8 protein-coding genes are annotated in these 17,717 nt (G+C 62.5%); 6 read left to right on the top strand and 2 right to left on the bottom strand.

What is annotated here, in order from left to right; genetic code table 11:
- Window positions 1-123 precede the first annotated feature (123 nt).
- Both FBY02_RS05755 and FBY02_RS05750 read right to left on the bottom strand, forming a co-directional pair.
- The gene (locus tag FBY02_RS05755; RefSeq protein ID WP_144924516.1) at window positions 124-1,059 is read right to left on the bottom strand and encodes an iron-sulfur-binding ferredoxin reductase; all 936 of its coding nucleotides are present in this window, start codon (window positions 1,057-1,059) and stop codon (window positions 124-126) included.
- Window positions 1,052-2,158 (bottom strand): diguanylate cyclase, encoded by a 1,107-nt coding sequence (locus FBY02_RS05750; protein WP_144924513.1) that lies wholly within the window; start codon window positions 2,156-2,158, stop codon window positions 1,052-1,054. Before FBY02_RS05750 ends, FBY02_RS05755 begins: the two co-directional genes overlap by 8 nt.
- A gap of 477 nt (window positions 2,159-2,635) precedes the next feature.
- Between FBY02_RS05750 and FBY02_RS05745 the strand changes: the two genes are divergently transcribed.
- From FBY02_RS05745 to FBY02_RS05720, 6 genes are all read left to right on the top strand, one after another.
- A complete protein-coding gene (locus tag FBY02_RS05745) occupies window positions 2,636-4,159 on the top strand; it encodes a fumarate hydratase (RefSeq protein ID WP_144924510.1) in 1,524 nt (507 codons plus the stop codon).
- Between the two features lie 195 nt (window positions 4,160-4,354).
- Entirely contained in the window at window positions 4,355-8,800 is a 4,446-nt protein-coding gene (locus FBY02_RS05740; protein WP_144924507.1) for a SpvB/TcaC N-terminal domain-containing protein, read from the top strand.
- 24 nt (window positions 8,801-8,824) lie between these two features.
- Complete coding sequence (locus FBY02_RS05735) at window positions 8,825-11,548, top strand: RHS repeat domain-containing protein (protein ID WP_144924505.1); 2,724 nt, start codon at window positions 8,825-8,827, stop codon at window positions 11,546-11,548.
- Between the two features lie 66 nt (window positions 11,549-11,614).
- The gene (locus FBY02_RS05730; protein ID WP_144924502.1) at window positions 11,615-14,434 is read left to right on the top strand and encodes an RHS repeat-associated core domain-containing protein; all 2,820 of its coding nucleotides are present in this window, start codon (window positions 11,615-11,617) and stop codon (window positions 14,432-14,434) included.
- 74 nt (window positions 14,435-14,508) lie between these two features.
- Window positions 14,509-16,275 carry an ATP-binding protein gene (locus FBY02_RS05725; RefSeq protein WP_144924499.1) on the top strand — a complete coding sequence of 589 codons (1,767 nt, stop codon included), beginning with the start codon at window positions 14,509-14,511 and terminating at the stop codon, window positions 16,273-16,275.
- Window positions 16,268-17,593, top strand: a complete 1,326-nt coding sequence (locus FBY02_RS05720; RefSeq protein ID WP_144924496.1) for a sigma-54 dependent transcriptional regulator — start codon at window positions 16,268-16,270, stop codon at window positions 17,591-17,593. Before FBY02_RS05725 ends, FBY02_RS05720 begins: the two co-directional genes overlap by 8 nt.
- The last annotated feature ends 124 nt before the right edge of the window (window positions 17,594-17,717 follow it).

Genomic DNA, 17,717 nt, shown 5'->3' with positions numbered 1-17,717 from the left:
CGGACCTCATCGCGAGCAGGCTCGCACACAGGGGCCTTCAGTGGACACAAGTTTTCTGTTCACAGCGGACCATTGTGGGAGCGAGCCTGCTCGCGATGAGGCCCTAACAGCCACCACAAAAACTCAACCCCGGCTAAGAAACACATCCGCCAACAGTTGGTTACGCGGCAACCCCGCCAGGTACAAGCGCTTGGCAAAAGCCTCGACCCGCTCGGGATGGCCGCAGGCCAGGGCCAGGGTCTGCCGGGACGTTAGCCGCAGTTTCGCCAGCGCCGATGGCGCTTCGGCCGAGGTCAGCAACTCGACGGTGAGGTTCTGGTGCTTGGCCGCCAGCGCTGCCAAGGGCTTGTCCAGATAATGTCCCGCCGTGTCATGAGCGACATGCACAAGATGAATCGGCCCTCGATGCTGCTGGCGCAGAGCCTCGCGCAGGATGCCGAACAACGGCCCCAATCCGGTACCGCCAGCCAGCAGCCACAGTGGCTTGTCGTGCCAGGCGGGATCGTAATGCAGCGCACCGCCGCGCAGTTCGCCCAGGCGGATGGGCTCCCCCACGTTCAGGGAGCGAGCCCTGTCGACAAATTGTCCGGGCTGGCGGCAGTCGAGGTGAAACTCCAGGAAACGGTCTTCCTCCGGCAGGCTTGCGAGGGAATAAGGCCGGGCGACATCGCCGAGCCACAGCACCAGGTGTTGCCCGGCCTGGTAACGCAGCGCCCGTTCAGGAGTGACGCGCAAACGCAGCACGTCGGGGCCCAACCAATCCGCCGCCACTACCTGGGCCGCCTGGCCGTCGCGTTGCGGGTCGAACGTGTGGACCTGCACATCCTCGACCACCTGGCATTGGCAGGCCAACCGCCAGCCCTGATCGCGCTGTGCCGGGCTCAGGGCATCGGGCCGAGCGTCGCGCACATCACCGCCGGTGCATTGCACCAGGCAGGCATGGCAACTGCCGGCGCGGCAACTGTAGGGCACCGGCACCCCGGACTGATTCAACGCGTCCAACAGGTTACTGCCGGGCGCGACGGTCCATTGCCGGCCGGCGACCGTCAGCTCAGGCATCGACACTCTCCCAGGCGGCGGCACATCGGTTCCGGCCGTCTCGCTTGGCACGGTACAAGGCCTGGTCGGCACGTTGCAATGCGCTGTCCAGGTCATCGTCCATTTCCAACAGTGTCATGCCCGCCGACAGGCTGAGAGGCCCCACCCGTAGACCGGTCAACTCGACGCCGGCAAACGCCAGGCGCAGCCGCTCGCAACAAGCGGTCAGGCGCGCGGGGTCACAGGCGGGCAGGAGCATGACGAACTCTTCGCCGCCATAGCGCGCCAGCACGTCGCCTTCGCGCAGGCAGGATGTGGCAACGCTGGCGAAAGCCTGGAGCACCTGATCGCCGGCGGCGTGGCCGTGCAAGTCGTTGATGCGCTTGAAATGGTCAAGATCGATCAAGGCCAGGCCATGGGCCATGTCAGGCTTGAGCGTATTGAGTTCACGGGACGCCAGGCGCAGGAAATGCCGGCGATTGAACAGGCCGGTCAGTTCATCGGTGGCCACCAGGTCTTCGAGCTGGCGCATCATGCCGCGCAGGGTGTCCTGGTGCGCCTGCAAGGCAAAGCGCCGCTGACGCATGCGCTGGCGCGACGTCTGGACATAGCGGGCGTACAGCACCAGCCATACCAGCACGATAAACAGCACACACACCTGCAAGCCGGCCAGCGTGGGGTCAGAGAGCCGGAAGAACCAGGCGTCCCACAAGGTGAGGCCGGTGAAACTGAAGAACACCAGCATCGCACAACGCACAAAGGCATGGCGGGACAGGTGAAACAGCCCGAATAGCAGGATCAATACATAGAAGACCAGGAACAGGCCCCGGGCCTGGTCCAGGTGCCCCATCATCCAGGTCTGCCAGCCCAGGCCGATCAGGACTTGCACTTCCGTGAGGCTGGGGTCGGCGAACCGCAGGTTGCGACCGCTGATGAACACTGCGAACAGCGCCCCCTGGCACAGCACCACCAAAGCGCTGCCAATGATGACGCCGCGTAACGAATCGAGGTAATGCCCACTGAAAAATGCCAGCCACAGCAACACCAGCGCCAGCGCGTAAGTCGCGGCCGCCAGAGCGAAGCGTTTGAGCAGGAGACGTTGAATGGCGTTATGGGTCAATCGTTGACTCACCATGGGAAAGGAAACTGACAGGAGGCGTCCTACGCTACAGGCCAGACGCCACTTTAGTGGCGTGTAGGACAAATGACCATTCAATTCTGGAGCAGAAAAATGGCGTCAAAGCAATGGCCCGGATTGACGCAGGGGTTTCTTGCTCGACGCCCCCCACTTGGGCTGAGGGATTTATCTGTGGCGAGGGGATTCATCCCCTCGCCACAGATAAATCCCTCAGCACAGATTAATCCCCTCGCCACAGGGCAGCTCGCTCCCACAGGGTGTCCGCCTGCGATATACTGCCGCGCCTTTTTAGCGTCGCGCCAGCATGCCCGGCGTGCCTTGACCTGAAGGTCAGCTGCAAGCCGCAAGCTCCAAGCGACAAGCTCAGAGCAGTACGCATACTGCTTCAGCTTGCTGCTCGAAGCTTGCGGCTTGAAGCTGCCTTATAGAATGTTCCCGTTTTAGAGAGGAGCGCGACTCATGACCGTGATCAAGCAAGACGACCTGATTCAGAGCGTTGCCGACGCCCTGCAGTTCATTTCCTATTACCACCCCGTGGACTTCATCCAGGCGATGCACGAAGCCTACCTGCGCGAAGAATCGCCGGCGGCCCGTGACTCCATGGCGCAGATCCTGATCAACTCGCGCATGTGCGCCACCGGCCATCGGCCGATCTGCCAGGATACCGGCATCGTGACCGTGTTCGTACGGGTGGGCATGGACGTGCGCTGGGACGGCGCGACCATGAGCCTGGACGACATGATCAACGAGGGCGTGCGTCGCGCCTACAACCTGCCGGAAAACGTCCTGCGCGCCTCCATCCTGGCCGACCCGGCGGGTGCGCGCAAAAACACCAAGGACAACACCCCGGCGGTCATCCACTACTCCATCGTCCCGGGCAACACCGTGGAAGTGGACGTGGCGGCCAAGGGCGGCGGCTCCGAGAACAAGTCGAAAATGGCCATGCTCAACCCGTCCGACTCCATCGTCGACTGGGTGCTCAAGACCGTTCCGACCATGGGTGCCGGCTGGTGCCCTCCGGGCATGCTCGGCATCGGCATCGGCGGCACCGCCGAGAAGGCCGCGGTCATGGCCAAAGAAGTGTTGATGGAATCCATCGACATTCATGAGCTCAAGGCCCGCGGTCCGCAGAACCGCATCGAAGAAATGCGCCTGGAGCTGTTCGAGAAGGTCAACCAGCTGGGCATCGGTGCCCAGGGCCTGGGTGGCCTGACCACGGTGCTCGACGTGAAGATCATGGATTACCCGACCCACGCCGCCTCCCTGCCGGTGTGCATGATCCCCAACTGCGCCGCCACCCGTCACGCCCATTTCGTGCTGGACGGTTCGGGCCCTGCCGAGCTGCAAGCGCCACCGCTGGACGCCTACCCGGAAATCGTCTGGGAAGCCGGCCCGTCGGCTCGTCGCGTGAACCTCGACACCCTGACCCCGGAAGAAGTGCAGAGCTGGAAACCGGGCGAAACCGTGCTGCTCAACGGCAAGATGCTCACCGGTCGCGACGCGGCGCACAAGCGCATGGTCGAGATGCTGAACAAGGGTGAAACCCTGCCGGTGGACCTCAAGGGACGCTTCATCTATTACGTCGGCCCGGTCGACCCGGTAGGCGACGAAGTGGTTGGCCCGGCCGGTCCGACCACCGCCACGCGGATGGATAAATTCACCCGCCAGATCCTCGAACAGACCGGCCTGCTGGGCATGATCGGCAAATCCGAGCGTGGCCCGACGGCTATCGAAGCGATCAAGGACAACAAGGCCGTCTACCTGATGGCCGTTGGCGGCGCCGCGTACCTGGTGGCTCAGGCGATCCGCAAGTCCAAGGTCCTGGCATTCGCCGAGCTGGGCATGGAAGCGATCTACGAGTTCGAGGTCAAGGACATGCCGGTGACCGTTGCGGTCGACAGCAAGGGCGAGTCGGTGCATATCACCGGCCCAGCCATCTGGCAGAAGAAGATCAGTGACAGCCTGGCGGTAGAAGTGCAGTAACCGGCACCTTCGCACCGTTAAAAGGCCGGTGGGCGACAAGCCCACTGGCCTTTTTTGTTGCGCGCTGGAACGCCTACCACTTATCGGCCTGCTCGCACACCTGTCGGATCTGACAGGTTACCCATCGTTCATCTCTTGGCATCCTCATGTTCAGCCGGGTATCCCCTGATATTGCCTAACAAGAAGATTTCCTCGATGGCAGAACAAACGCCTCTTCAGATTGTGACCCCCACCATCGCCAACAGCGCATCCATTGCCACGATGGGTAGCCGGATCGGCCCAGTCGGCACACGAGGGGCGGCCTCTTTCGAATTACCCTTGCCTCTTTCCGGCGCCCGCCACCTGACACCGGCGCTGGCGTTGCACTACAACAGCCAGAGTGGCAACGGCACCTTCGGCATCGGCATGCAGCTGTCCCTCGCCAGCATCGCCCGCCGTACCAGCGAAGGCGTCCCGCACTATGCCGATGACGACGTGATGATCGATGCCGACGGGGTCGAGCGCTGGCCTGAGTTCAACGAAGGCATGCCGGTCATTCGCACCCTGGCCGGGCCCGGCAGCCGGGCCTGTTCGGTGGTGCGCTATTACCCCAGGATCGAAAGTGCATTCGATGTGTATGAACTCTGGAGTCCCGACGATGGCCAGGCGCCGTTCTGGCGGGTCCAGGGCAGCAATGGTCATTTGTATTGCTACGGCAACAGCGAAGCGTCGCGCATCACCGCGCCCCACACCGATCCGCAAGCGCCGATCCGCATCGCCGAATGGTTGCTGCTTGAAGAACTCGGCCCGTCCGGCGAGCACATCTTTTATGAATACGAAGCCGACCCCGGTCCATTCGACGGGCCCCATGATTATCGCGCCCAGCGCTACCTGCGGCGGGTGTGCTACGGCAACGCCACGGCCAGTGACGACTTCTACTGCTTCGAAGAGATCGATCCGGCCAGCAGGCACTGGCATTTCCATCTGCTGTTCGACTATGGCCAACGCACCCTCGACCTTGCGCAGAAACCGGCTTGGCACGTCCCGGAAGAAGCACCGTGGCAACTGCGCAGCGACCCGATCCATACCTACCGGTACGGTTTCGAAGTCGGCACACGGCGCCTGTGCCAACAGGTCCTGATGTTCCATCACTTCCCCGCCGAAGCAGGCACCGAACCTGCGCTGGTCGCGCGGCTGTTGCTGGAATACAGCGCCACCACACTGGGCTACAACCTGCTGACCGCAGCTCATTATCAAGACTGGGACGCCGAGGGCCGGGTCGATTACCGTCCTCCCGTCGAACTGCACTACAACGATTTCGAGCTCAATCTGACACCAGAGCCGTTCTTTGAACTGCAGACGATGCCCGCGATGGAAGACGGCAGGCACTACCACTGCGTCGACTTGTACGGCGAGGGCGTTCCGGGTTTCCTGTGCCGCTACACCCATGGCTGGTATTACCGCGAACCGGAACGCGGCGAGGCCGACGACAAAATTGCCTACGGTCCGTGGTCACGCCTGGATAACGTACCGATCGCCGCCGACAACCCGACGGTGTTGCAGGTGCTGACCGACCTGACGGGCAGGGGGCGCCTCAATTGGCTCATCGTCCAGCCCGGCATGAGCGGGTTCTACACCCTCAACCCGGACCGCAGCTGGTCCACCTTCACGGACTTCAAGCGTTTTCCGACGGAGTTACTGCATCCGTCCGCGCAACTGGGGGACCTGAACGGTGACGGTTTGCGCTCCCTGGCCATGATCGGCCCCAAGAGCGTGCGGTTGTATGCCAACCGCCGCGAAGCAGGGTTTGCCCCTGGGGTGGATGTGCCCCACGAACCGGACAGCGCCCTGCCCTTGTTCAGTGACTCGCATAACGAGCTGGTGATGTTCGGCAATTTGCTGGGCAGCGACGGTACCGAGCTGTGCCGCATCCGCTGCAACGAGATCAAGTGCTGGCCGAGCCTGGGCCGTGGGCGCTTCGGCGCAGGCTTTGTCATGAGTGCCCTGCCCTTCAGCTACAGCCAGTTCGATGCCGAACGGGTCCGCATCGCTGACCTGGACGGGTCCGGGGCGCCGGCGCTGATCTACCTGCAGAGCGAATGCTTCGAGATCTACCTCAACCGTGGCGGCAATGGACTTGAACAGACACCCGTGCGAGTACCATGGCCCGAAGGTGTGCGGTACGACAATCTGTGCCAGGTTACCCTGGCCGATCTGCAGGGCCTGGGATGTGCCAGTCTGATCCTGAGCAAGCCGCACATGACGCCTGACATGAAACCCGGCCATTGGCGCTATGACTTCGTCGCGGCCCGCCCCTATCTGCTCAATGCCATGAACAACAACATGGGCTGCAGCAGCTCCCTGAGCTATCGCAGCAGTGCGCAGTACTGGCTGGATGAAAAACAGCAACGCGTGGCCAGCCGGGAACCACTGACCTGTTACCTGCCCCAGGCCCTGCCGTTGGTGGCGTGGCAACGACAATTGGACGAAATCACCGGCAACTGCCTGACCCAACGCTTCACCTACTTCGAAGGCGACTATGACAGCCATCACCGGGAGTTCCGGGGCTTCGGCCGGTTGTACCAGGTCGACAGCGAAGCGCCCGAAGGCGAGACACCAACCGGTTTCACCGCGCCGGTACTGGTCAAGACCTGGTTCCACACCGGCCGTACCGTGGATCAACCCCTCAAGGACTGTTTCGCAGGCGACACCGATGCGGTGCCGCTGGGCCCGACGCTGCTGACCCGCTTCCATGAAAGCGACGAGGCCAACGAGATCATCAGCCCCGATCCGGACACCGCGCGGGAGATGGCTTATGCCTTGGGCGGCCATATGTTGCGCAGCGAAACCCATCCCGCCGAACCGACCAGCACGGCCGGACCTTACACCGTGACCCAACAGCGCTACCTGCTGCGCCATCCCCACATCCACCACAAGAGCCTGCTGGTGCTGGAACTGGAGACGATCACTTATCAATACGACGGGTTTATCGACGATCCGCAGGTCCAGCATGGCCTCAACCTGAAGTGGAACCTGTTCGGCCAGCTTATCCACGGTTTCGCCGTCCACTACGCCAGGCGCCTCACCCCACTCGACCCACCGCCCTTCGACGATGACGACGAAAACGGCTGGTGGCGCGACGCCCATGACGACCAGCAACAGGTGTTCCACATCGTCGAGAAGCGCGCCGAGCACCTGCACCTGATCGATGACGACAGGCAACGGCAGCGACTGAACCTGCCATGGCGCTCCAGGGCCAACGGGTTGCAACGTCCAAAAGGTGACCTGCCGTTGGGGCTCTCCCCCCGGCAGGTCAGCTATGAAAGCTTCCTCGAACATCAGGACTCCCCATCATGGGACGCCGCCCGGCAATTGATCGCGCTTCAGGAACAGAACTATCTGCTGGACGAGCACGACGACATAGCCTTCCCGGCACTGCGTGGCCCACTGGAAGTGGCCGAGTTCGATAAGCATGCGTTGCAAGCCTATGATGATCTGCCTCCCCCCTTCGACATCCGCGAGCAGTTGGAAACCATAGGCTTCGAGCCCATGAAACTGTTTCTGCCGGACGACCCGGACGAGGACGAGCGCGAAAATCTCTGGTCCAGGAAAGTCGGGTTTGCGACCTACGAACCCCTCGAAGGCTTTTTCCAACTGACAACCCTGCAGGAAACCCAAAGCCACGGGGTGACCACTGTCGAACACGACCCTTATCACTTGATGACCACTGCCGTGACCTTGCCGGACGGCTGCACGACCCAGGTCGAGTACGATTACCACGCGTTACTGCCGCGCAAGATCGTCGATGCCAATGACAATATCCAGCAGGCATTCTATGGCCCGGCGGGCACTCCGCTGGGCGTGACCTTCCATGGCACCGAGGGCGGCGCTCCGGCAGGCTTCGACGACATCGCCACTTACCAGCCGCCCGCGGACCTGTCGCCGGGCCATGCCATCGATTATCCACAAGATACCCTGGGCCGGATCGCCAGTGCCGTGCGCACCGACTCACTCAGTTGGATGGGAACGCTCGATCTCGCCCTGGTACTCCCCGCACAGCGCGAGGAGTGGATCAGCGAGCGCTATCTGCTGCCCGACGGCCACATCCGCGCCTCGGCGCGCACGCGCCTGGCGCGACTGAGCGAACGCAGTGCTGCTCAGGAACTCCTGTGGGTGCTGATACAGGGCGTGACCCGGGAACCGATCCACAGTGTCGCGCTGAACGCCGATCGTTACCCGGACGATCCGTTGCAACAGATCCGCATCACCGTCAATGCCGTCGACGGATTCGGCCGTGCCCTGCAAAGCAAACAGCAGGTGGAAGCCGGGCAAGCCTATGCCGTGGCCGAAGACGGTTCGCTGGTGTTGCAGAACGGGCAGCCGCTCCAGCACCTGGCCGAACGGCGCTGGCGGGTGAGCGAAAGGGTCGAGTACGACAACAAGGGATTGGTCACCCGGGTCTACCGCCCCTATTTCGCCGATGCCTGGCGCTACATCAACGACGCTTCGCTGCGCGTGCATGGTTATCACGACCAGCAGTTCTATGATCCGGCGGGACGCCTGGTCAAGGTCATCAATGCCAAGGGGCACGAAGCCTGGCACGTCTATCACCCTTGGTACCAGTGCGACTTCGATTACAACGATACGGATCCAGGGGACTGAAATGTGTACAGGCAGGCCCACGCCATGAGCACGGTACATGTGCGTACGCCGGATCTGACCGTCGTCGAGAGTCGTGGCCTGCCGGCTCGGCAGATCGTTTATTTGCGCGACCAGGTCGCGACTCCGGCCAGGGCGCTGATCTCCCGACGCCGCCACGATGCCGCCGGCCGACTCATCGAGCAATGGGACGCGCGTCTGTTCGATAGCGCGCCCAAACCCAACCAGGCCACCCGCTATGGTATGAGCGGGCATCTTTTGCGCACCGACAGCGTCGATGCAGGCTGGCGCCTGGTTCTACCGGGCCTGGCGAGTGAAATCCGACAACGCTGGGACGAGCGCGGCAGCCACTGGCGCACGAGGCACGATGAGCAACTGCGCCCGGTGGCTCTGGAGGAGAACGGCCAAGCCAATGTGGATACCTTCACCTATGCCGACAGTACCGCGGATGCCGGTCACAACCTGCGCGGACATTTGTTCGAACAAACCGACCCCTCGGGCAGCCTGCGCCTGGACAGCTACGGCCTGCTCGGCCGACCGCTGCGCGAAACACGCACATTCGAGGATGACAAAGCCTTTACCAGCCTCTACCTCTACGATCCGCTAGGCGCCGTCCTGGAACAGACCGACGCCGGCTTGCATCGCAAACGCTGGCGCTACGACCTGGCCGGACAGCTTGCACAGGCCCAATTGCAGCTCATGGGGCAGACCGAATGGCTACCGATCCTGGAAAGTGCCTGCTACAACGCCGGTGGGCAAATCATCGAACAACGGATCGGCAATGGCACGGTCAGCCACTGGCGCTACGATCCGGCCGATGCGCGCTTGCAGCGTCAATGGACGCTGAGCAACCAGACAGCTCTGCAGGATTTCGAATATGCGTATGACCCGGTGGGTAACATCACCCGTATCCTTGATCAGGCTTTCACGCCCAGTCATTTCGCCAACCAGCGGGTCGATGGCCACCGCGTGTTCAGCTATGACTCGTTGTATCGCCTGCGCAGCGCCAGCGGATACGACGATCGCCCGCCCTCGGACAATCCTGGCCTCCCGCAGCCGACCGATCCCAATGACCGGCGCAACTACGTGCAAACCTACGAATATGATCACGGCGGCAATCTGGTCAAACTCCACCACGCGCGCGACGGTGCCAGCCACACCCGCCAGATGTTCATCGACCCGCACAGCAACCGGGGCACGCGCTGGGAGCCGGGTGATCCCGCACCATCGTTCGATGCGCTGTACGACCGTCACGGCAACCTCCTGGCACTGCAACCCGGCCAGGACCTGGAATGGAACGCCCGTGATCAGTTGGCGACCGTGACACTGGTCAAGCGTGACGCCGCCCCCAACGACGAAGAGCATTACCACTACAGCCAGGGCCTGCGGGTCTATAAACGCCACGACGCCTACGCCGGCGCCACCCGTCATTTCCATGCGGTGCACTATCTGCCTGGCCTGGAAATCCGCACACGCGACTCAGGCGAGGCGTTGCACGTCATCCAGATCGCCGCCGGGCCCGTCAGCGTACGTTGCCTGCACTGGATCACCGGCAAACCGGCCGGAATTCCCGACGATCAGTTGCGCTACAGTCTGCAGGATCATCTGGGCTCGAGCCTGATGGAGCTTGATCAGCAGGCCCGGTTGATCAGCCACGAAGGCTATTATCCGTTCGGGGCGACGGCCTGGATGAGCGCACGCTCGACCCTGGAAGTCGGGTACAAGACCCGGCGCTATTCGGGTCGGGAAATGGACGTCAGCGGTGTGTATGCCTACAACGAACGCTACTACGCACCATGGCTGCAGCGCTGGATCGCCGCCGATCCAGCGGGGGATGTGGATGGGTTGAACCTGTATGCGTTCCTGGGCAATAACCCATTGTGCTATGTGGACAGCGGAACGAACCGAATCGAGTGGCAGGTCCTGAACTATTCGGATTTCATTTCAGAACTCGGGAAAGAAGCCGCAACGGCGCTGGCGCAGATCGACAACATCATCAACAAGACCAACATCGCCAAGGAAATGCTGAAAAACCTGGCAGGTGAAACCCTCGGCGCCGTGGTCGGTTTTTCGGGTGGCTACGTGGGGGCGGAGGGGCTCGGTTCCATGGTTCCATTGCTCAATGAGGTCCCTTATATGAGTGGCCTCACCGGTGGGAACATAGGCGCCGACATCGCGGACGTGACAGCCGACATCAGCCTCCCGACGGCCCGCCTGCTGCGGCCGCTCATTCCGCAGACATCGGCCATGTCGATCAAGGCGATCGATAGCCGGTTAGGGCTCGCTCGGGACGACTCCCTGGGCGCCTCGGTCCAGGAGTTCTCGAATTTTTTCCTGAATCGCGTCGTAGGCACGGTGGTACCCGGCCTCAACTTGCTGAAACTGGGCGTTCGGGCCCAGGAAGCCGAGGACATCAAGATGGGGCTGACCCCCGTCAAGATCCAGAAGATCGAAGCCATGCTCGCCGAATGGAAAAGCACCGTGCAAGAGCGTTGGAGTGCAACGGACGCCACTTTCAAGGCCCTGGGTCAATCGGTCATTTACCCAGGCGACTTGTTGCCCAACGTCAACCACATGACCCCCCGGCAAACCCTGACACCGATCCACCATTCGGTCTTGCAGAGAAAGACCCAGCTCACGCTCGACTACATCGAACGGGCACAAACAGGCATGACTTGGTACAAAGAGATGAGTACCACGGATAATCAATTCCTGTTGAAGCGCTCCCGCACCAGGGCCGCAAGAGGATGACGCGATGGATCGGCTTGCCCCTGATGGCTTGGATCGAAGCGACGTCCCCTTGGAGGCCGTCGACCGATGAGTTCCGTCCACTACCGTACTCCCAACGTCATCGCCATCGACACTCGCGGCTTGCCGACGCGACAGAATGTCTATTTGCGCAGCCAAGTCGCATCCCCCGCCACCGCATTGATATCCCGCCAGCGCTACAACGTCGCCGGCCACCTGCTGGAACAATGGGACCCACGGCTTTTCGGTCAAGCGCCCAAAGCCAACCAGGCCAGCCTGTATACCCTTACGGGCAGCTCATTACGCTCCGATAGCGTCGATGCCGGGTGGCGCCTGGTATTACCGGGCCTGGCGGGTGAAATCCGGCAATTGTGGAACGAGCGGGGCCATCATTGGCGCATCACTTATGACCCTCGATTGCGTCCGCTGCGCCTTGAGAAAGACAGCCAGGAAGAATCCGAAACCGACACCTTCATTTACGCCGACGCCACGGCCGACGCCACTCATAACCGGCGCGGAGAATTAATTGAGCAGATCGACCCATCGGGTGTAGTGCACCTGGACAGCTATGGTCTGTCGGGCGAATCCTTGCGCCAGGTACGTCGCTTTGCCGACACCACGGCCTACACCACCGAACTGACCTACGACGCCCTTGGCACCCCCATAGGCCGCGCTGACGCCGGCGGCCACCGACAGTCTCTGCAACTGGACATCTGCGGACAGCTCAAGCGGGTGGATTTGCAACTCAAAGGACATGCTCACGCGCAACCGATTCTGCTGGACGCTCACTACAACGCCGCCGGCCAGATCGAGCGGCAAGACACAGCCAACGGGGTGACCTCTCGCTGGACCTACGACCCGGCCGACGACCTGCTGAGCACCTTGAAGACCGGGAAACCCGATGAAGCTTTGTGCCAGAACCTCGCCTATGCCTACGACCCCGTGGGCAACGTGCTGCGCATCGAAGACCACAGCGTCGCCACGGTGTACTGTGCCAACCAGCGCGTGGATGGGCATCGCGATTTCACCTACGACTCGCTTTACCGCTTGACCAGCGCCAGTGGCCTGGAGGGAGACCTACCGCACCTGCAGCCCGGGCTGCCACCGCCGCTCGTTCCCATCGATCCCGGTCGCCGTTTCAACTACACCCAATGTTATGACTACGACACCGGCAACAATCTGACCCGCCTGCGTCATGTGCGTACAGGCAACAATCACACCCAGACGCTCCGGATCGATCCCTACAGCAACCGCGGCGTGCGCTGGGCCGAAGGCGACCCCGAGCCGGTTTTCGACGCACTGTTCGACGCCCACGGCAACCAGTTGCATTTGCAACGAGGTGCACAGCCGCTGGTGTGGGACGCTCGCGACCAGCTCAGTAAAGTCACGCTGCTCAAACGCGACAACGGTCTGCCGGACGATGACGAAACCTACCTCTACAGTCAGGGTGAACGGGTCAGCAAAACCCAGACCCGCGCGGGCATCCGCCATGAGACACGCTACCTGCCAGGCCTTGAAATCCGTCTCGCCCACAACGGCGAAGAGCTGCACGTGATCACCTGTCTGCTGACCCACGGCCAGGTCCGTTGCCTGCACTGGGAAAGCGGCCAACCCAGCGCTATCGAAGCCGATCAACTGCGCTACAGCCTGGATGACCACCTGGGTTCCAGCGCCCTGGAACTGGACCGTAACGCCGCACTGATCAGCCAGGAGCACTATTATCCTTTCGGTGGCACGGCCTGGCATGCCGCCCGCTCCGAGGTGGAAGCCGGTTACAAAACGCTCCGCTATTCAGGTCAGGAGCTGGACGCCAGCGGGCTGTATTACTACGGCGTACGCTACTACGCACCGTGGTTGCAGCGCTGGGTCAGCTCAGATCCGGCGGGAGACCTGGATGGCCTGAACCTCTATGGGTTCGTCGGCAACAACCCGATCATCTTCACCGATTTCAGCGGACTGATGCTGGAAACACCGGCACAACGGGCTGCCAGGAAAGCCCTGGCCGCTACGCAATTGCAGCGCTGGAAGACCCTATCCCGGCTGAACAGGGAGGTCGAAAAATTCATTTACATCATGAAACTGACCTCACGCAGGGCCAGCGAAGCGCAATCTCAATTGGCCAACCACCGCTCGGCGGCGGACCACGCCCAATCCGCCGCGGTACGTATCGGCGCTCATGTGGGTGCCCAGGTCGTCAGCTATGGCATGGGCGTGGCGGTGGGGATCGGCAGCGCCGCGTTGGGCAGTGCCGCGGGTCCCCCGGGCATCGTCATGGGTGCCGCGTTGGGGTTCGTGACCAGCAAAGCCGTGAGCGTTGGCCTGGACTACGCCCTGGAAAGGCTGAGCCTGAGCGCGGCGGTGAATTTCAAATCGCGCAAGCTGGATCCTGATCGAATCGTGAGGAGGGGCGAATACAGAACCATGGACTTGTCGTCCTACGCGCAGATAAAAGCCCGGCACCTGGTCGAAGCCATGTATGCCCCGAGCCAGAAAAACGTCTTGAAGTTGGGTAAGGAAGCGACGGTCATCGGTACCAAGGCAGCGTTGAAAGCCACCGGAAACATTGCCGCCAACGAAGTCGGCGCGGTGGTCAACGCCGTTACGGGCACCCTTGAAATCATTCATGAAATCGGCGCGGCGGGCCAAAGCCTTTCCGAAGAAAAACTGGCCCGGGCAGAGACGCACATTACCGACATGATCAGCGTATTGAACGTGCAGATGGACTATGTCGATACCTTGTTTGACGAAGCGGGGGTTGAAGCGATCGATACCTACCGGCCATTGAGCAAGATGTTCGGCCCCTCCAACGGCATCACACGTCGAGGCCTGCGCAGGGAAATGGAGGCGACGATCGGCCGACTGAGGCAGACACAAGCAGCGCTGCGATAGCCCGGTACGAGGTGCATTACGACACACGGGCGGCATGCTATGGTGCCAGTCCCGTCGGCCCTTGAAGCGCTCACATGCTCGCAATGCCTCGCCCCTTGCGCCTGTCCCTTGCCATTGTGCTGATTCTCGCCGGTGCCGTTGGCGCCGCCGCCCTGGCCATACACCACGCCGAACACCAGGCGCTGGAAGAGGACGCCAGCCGTGCGAACCAGCAACTGGCGTTGTACGCCAATTCCCTGCATACCCTGATCGACCGCTACCGCGCCCTGCCCGCCGTATTAGCGCTGGACCCGGAGTTGCGTGCGGCCCTGGCGGGACCGATCAGCGCGGCGCAACAGGACACGCTGAATCGCAAACTGGAGAAAATCAACGACACCGCGCAGTCCTCGACTCTGGAATTGCTCGACCGTACCGGCCTGGCCGTGGCGGCCAGCAACTGGCGCCTGCCCAGCAGTTACGTCGGCCACAACTATGGCTTCCGGCCCTATTTCCTCCAGACCCGCACCCAGGGCACCGGGCGTTTCTACGCGGTGGGTGTGACCAGCGGCATTCCGGGTTATTTCCTCTCCAGCGCGGTGACCGGTGATAACGGCGAATTCCTCGGGGCAATGGTAGTGAAGCTGGAATTTCCAGAGCTTGAACGTGAATGGCGCCAGGGCAGCGACACCCTGTTGGTCAGCGACGCCCGGGGCATCGTGTTCATCGCCAACCGGCCGGGCTGGCGCTATCGCCATCTGCAGCCTCTGAGCGACAGCGACCGCGCCGAACTCAAGGCCACCCGCCAATACGACAAGCAACCGCTGCAACCATTGAGCTACGAGGCGCTGCGGCGCTTTGACGATAACAGTCATCTGGCCCGGGTCGATTCTCCCGACGGCACGGCGGACTACCTGTGGGAATCCCTGCCGCTGACAGCCGAAGGTTGGACCCTGCATTTGCTGCGGCGCCCGCAGATCGCTTTCGAAGACCGTCGCAACGCCGGGCTCGCCGCCGCCGGATCGTGGTTGGCGCTGGTGTTTCTCCTGTTGTTCCTCAACCAACGCTGGCGCCTGGCGAAGCTGCGTCAGCGCAGCCGCGCAGAGCTCGAACGCCTGGTGGAAGAGCGGACCCGGGAGTTGCGTACCGCCCAGGAAGGCTTGGTGCAATCGGCCAAATTGGCGGCATTGGGGCAGATGTCGGCGGCCCTGGCCCATGAAATCAACCAGCCGCTGACGGCCCAGCGGATGCAATTGGCGACGCTGCGCCTGCTACTGGATCACGGCCGGGTCGACGATGCCTACAAGGCGCTCAAACCGGTGGACGACATGCTGACCCGCATGGCCGCCCTCACCGGCCACCTGAAAACCTTTGCCCGCAATAGCCCCAGCGGCCTGCGCGAACGACTGGACCTGGCGGCGGTGGTGGATCAGGCCCTGCAACTGCTGGACGCTCGCCTGCGCGACGAGCAGGTCAGCACCGTGCTGCACCTGACGCGTCCGGCGTGGGTGCGTGGCGATGCGATCCGCTTCGAACAGGTGCTGATCAATCTGCTGCGCAACGCCCTCGACGCCATGGCCGACCAACCCTTGAAACGCCTGGAAGTGCGCCTGGAAGCCGACGAGCAACTGTGGCGCCTGACGGTCAGTGACAGCGGCACCGGGATCGCCGAGGAACACCTGGCCCAGGTCTTCGATCCGTTCTTTACTACCAAGGCGGTGGGCGACGGCCTGGGCCTGGGGCTGGCGGTATCGTTTGCCATCATCCATGAGTCTGGCGGGCGGCTGACGGCAGACAATCATGAAGGTGGCGCCGTATTCTGCGTGGTATTGCCCATCGATCAGGAGACCCGGTCGCATGCTTGACTCTGTCATGATCGTCGATGACGAAAGCACTATCCGCAGCGCCGTCGAACAGTGGCTGAGCCTGTCGGGTTTCCAGGTGCAATTGTTCAGCCGCGCCGAAGAGTGCCTGGCCGCGTTGCCGGCGCATTTTCCGGGGGTGATCCTGAGCGACGTGCGCATGCCCGGGCTCAGCGGCCTGGAGCTGCTGGCCGAAGTACGCAGGCGCGATGCGGATCTGCCGGTGATCCTGCTGACCGGGCACGGCGACGTACCGATGGCCGTGGAAGCCATGCGCTATGGGGCCTACGACTTTCTGGAGAAACCCTTCAGCCCTGAAGCCCTGCTGGGTAGCCTGCGCCGAGCCCTGGACAAGCGCTCCCTGGTGCTGGAAAACCGCCGGCTGCATGAGCAGGCCGACGCCAAGGCCCGACTCGACGGGACGCTGTTGGGGGTCTCCCGGGCGCTGCAAAACCTGCGACGCCAGGTATTGGACCTGGCGGCCCTGCCGGTCAATGTATTGATCCGCGGCGAAACCGGCAGTGGCAAAGAGCTCGTCGCTCGTTGCCTGCATGACTTCGGCCCTCGGGCGAACAAACCCTTCGTGGCATTGAACTGCGCGGCCATTCCCGAACCACTGTTCGAGGCGGAACTGTTCGGCCACGAAAGCGGGGCCTTCACCGGCGCCCAGGGCAAGCGCATCGGCAAGCTCGAGTATGCCCATGGCGGAACGCTGTTTCTCGATGAAATCGAGAGCATGCCCCTGGCCCAGCAGGTCAAGCTGCTGCGGGTCTTGCAGGAACAGAAACTTGAACGCCTGGGCTCCAACCAGAGCATCGCCGTGGACCTGCGCATCATCGCCGCCACCAAACCCGACCTGCTGGACGAAGCCCGGGCCGGGCGTTTTCGCGAAGATCTGGCGTATCGCCTGAACATCGCTGAACTGCGCCTGCCGCCGTTGCGTGAACGGCGCGAGGACATCCCCTTGCTGTTCGAGCACTTCACCCACAGCGCCGCCGAACGCCTGGGTCGCCCAGCCGCACCGTTGAGCGGCCCGCAATTGAGCCATCTGCTGAGCCACGACTGGCCGGGCAACGTGCGCGAACTGGCGAACGTCGCCGAACGCCAGTTGCTGGGGCTGGATCATTATCATGCCCAGGAGACGGCCCCCGGCCAGTCCCTCGCTGCCCAGCAGGAAGCCTTCGAAGCCCAATGCCTGCGCGCCGCCCTGACCCGCCACAAAGGCGATGTGAAAGCCGTGCTCGAAGAACTGCAACTGCCCCGCCGCACCTTCAACGAAAAGATGCAGCGGCATGGGTTGAGTCGGGAGATGTTTGTCTAGCCCGGGGGGTTGCGGCGCCTGGACTAACGCCATCGCGAGCAGGCTCGCTCCCACAGTGTTTTGGGGTGTCTGCAAAAATTGTGGGTCTGCACACATCTCCTGTGGGAGCGAGCCTGCTCGCGAT

Origin of the sequence: Pseudomonas sp. SJZ078 (genome assembly GCF_007828255.1) — a bacterium.
Lineage (GTDB): Bacteria > Pseudomonadota > Gammaproteobacteria > Pseudomonadales > Pseudomonadaceae > Aquipseudomonas.
Note: the sequence above shows the minus strand (reverse complement) of the source record. Positions and strands in the feature narration are given on the sequence as shown.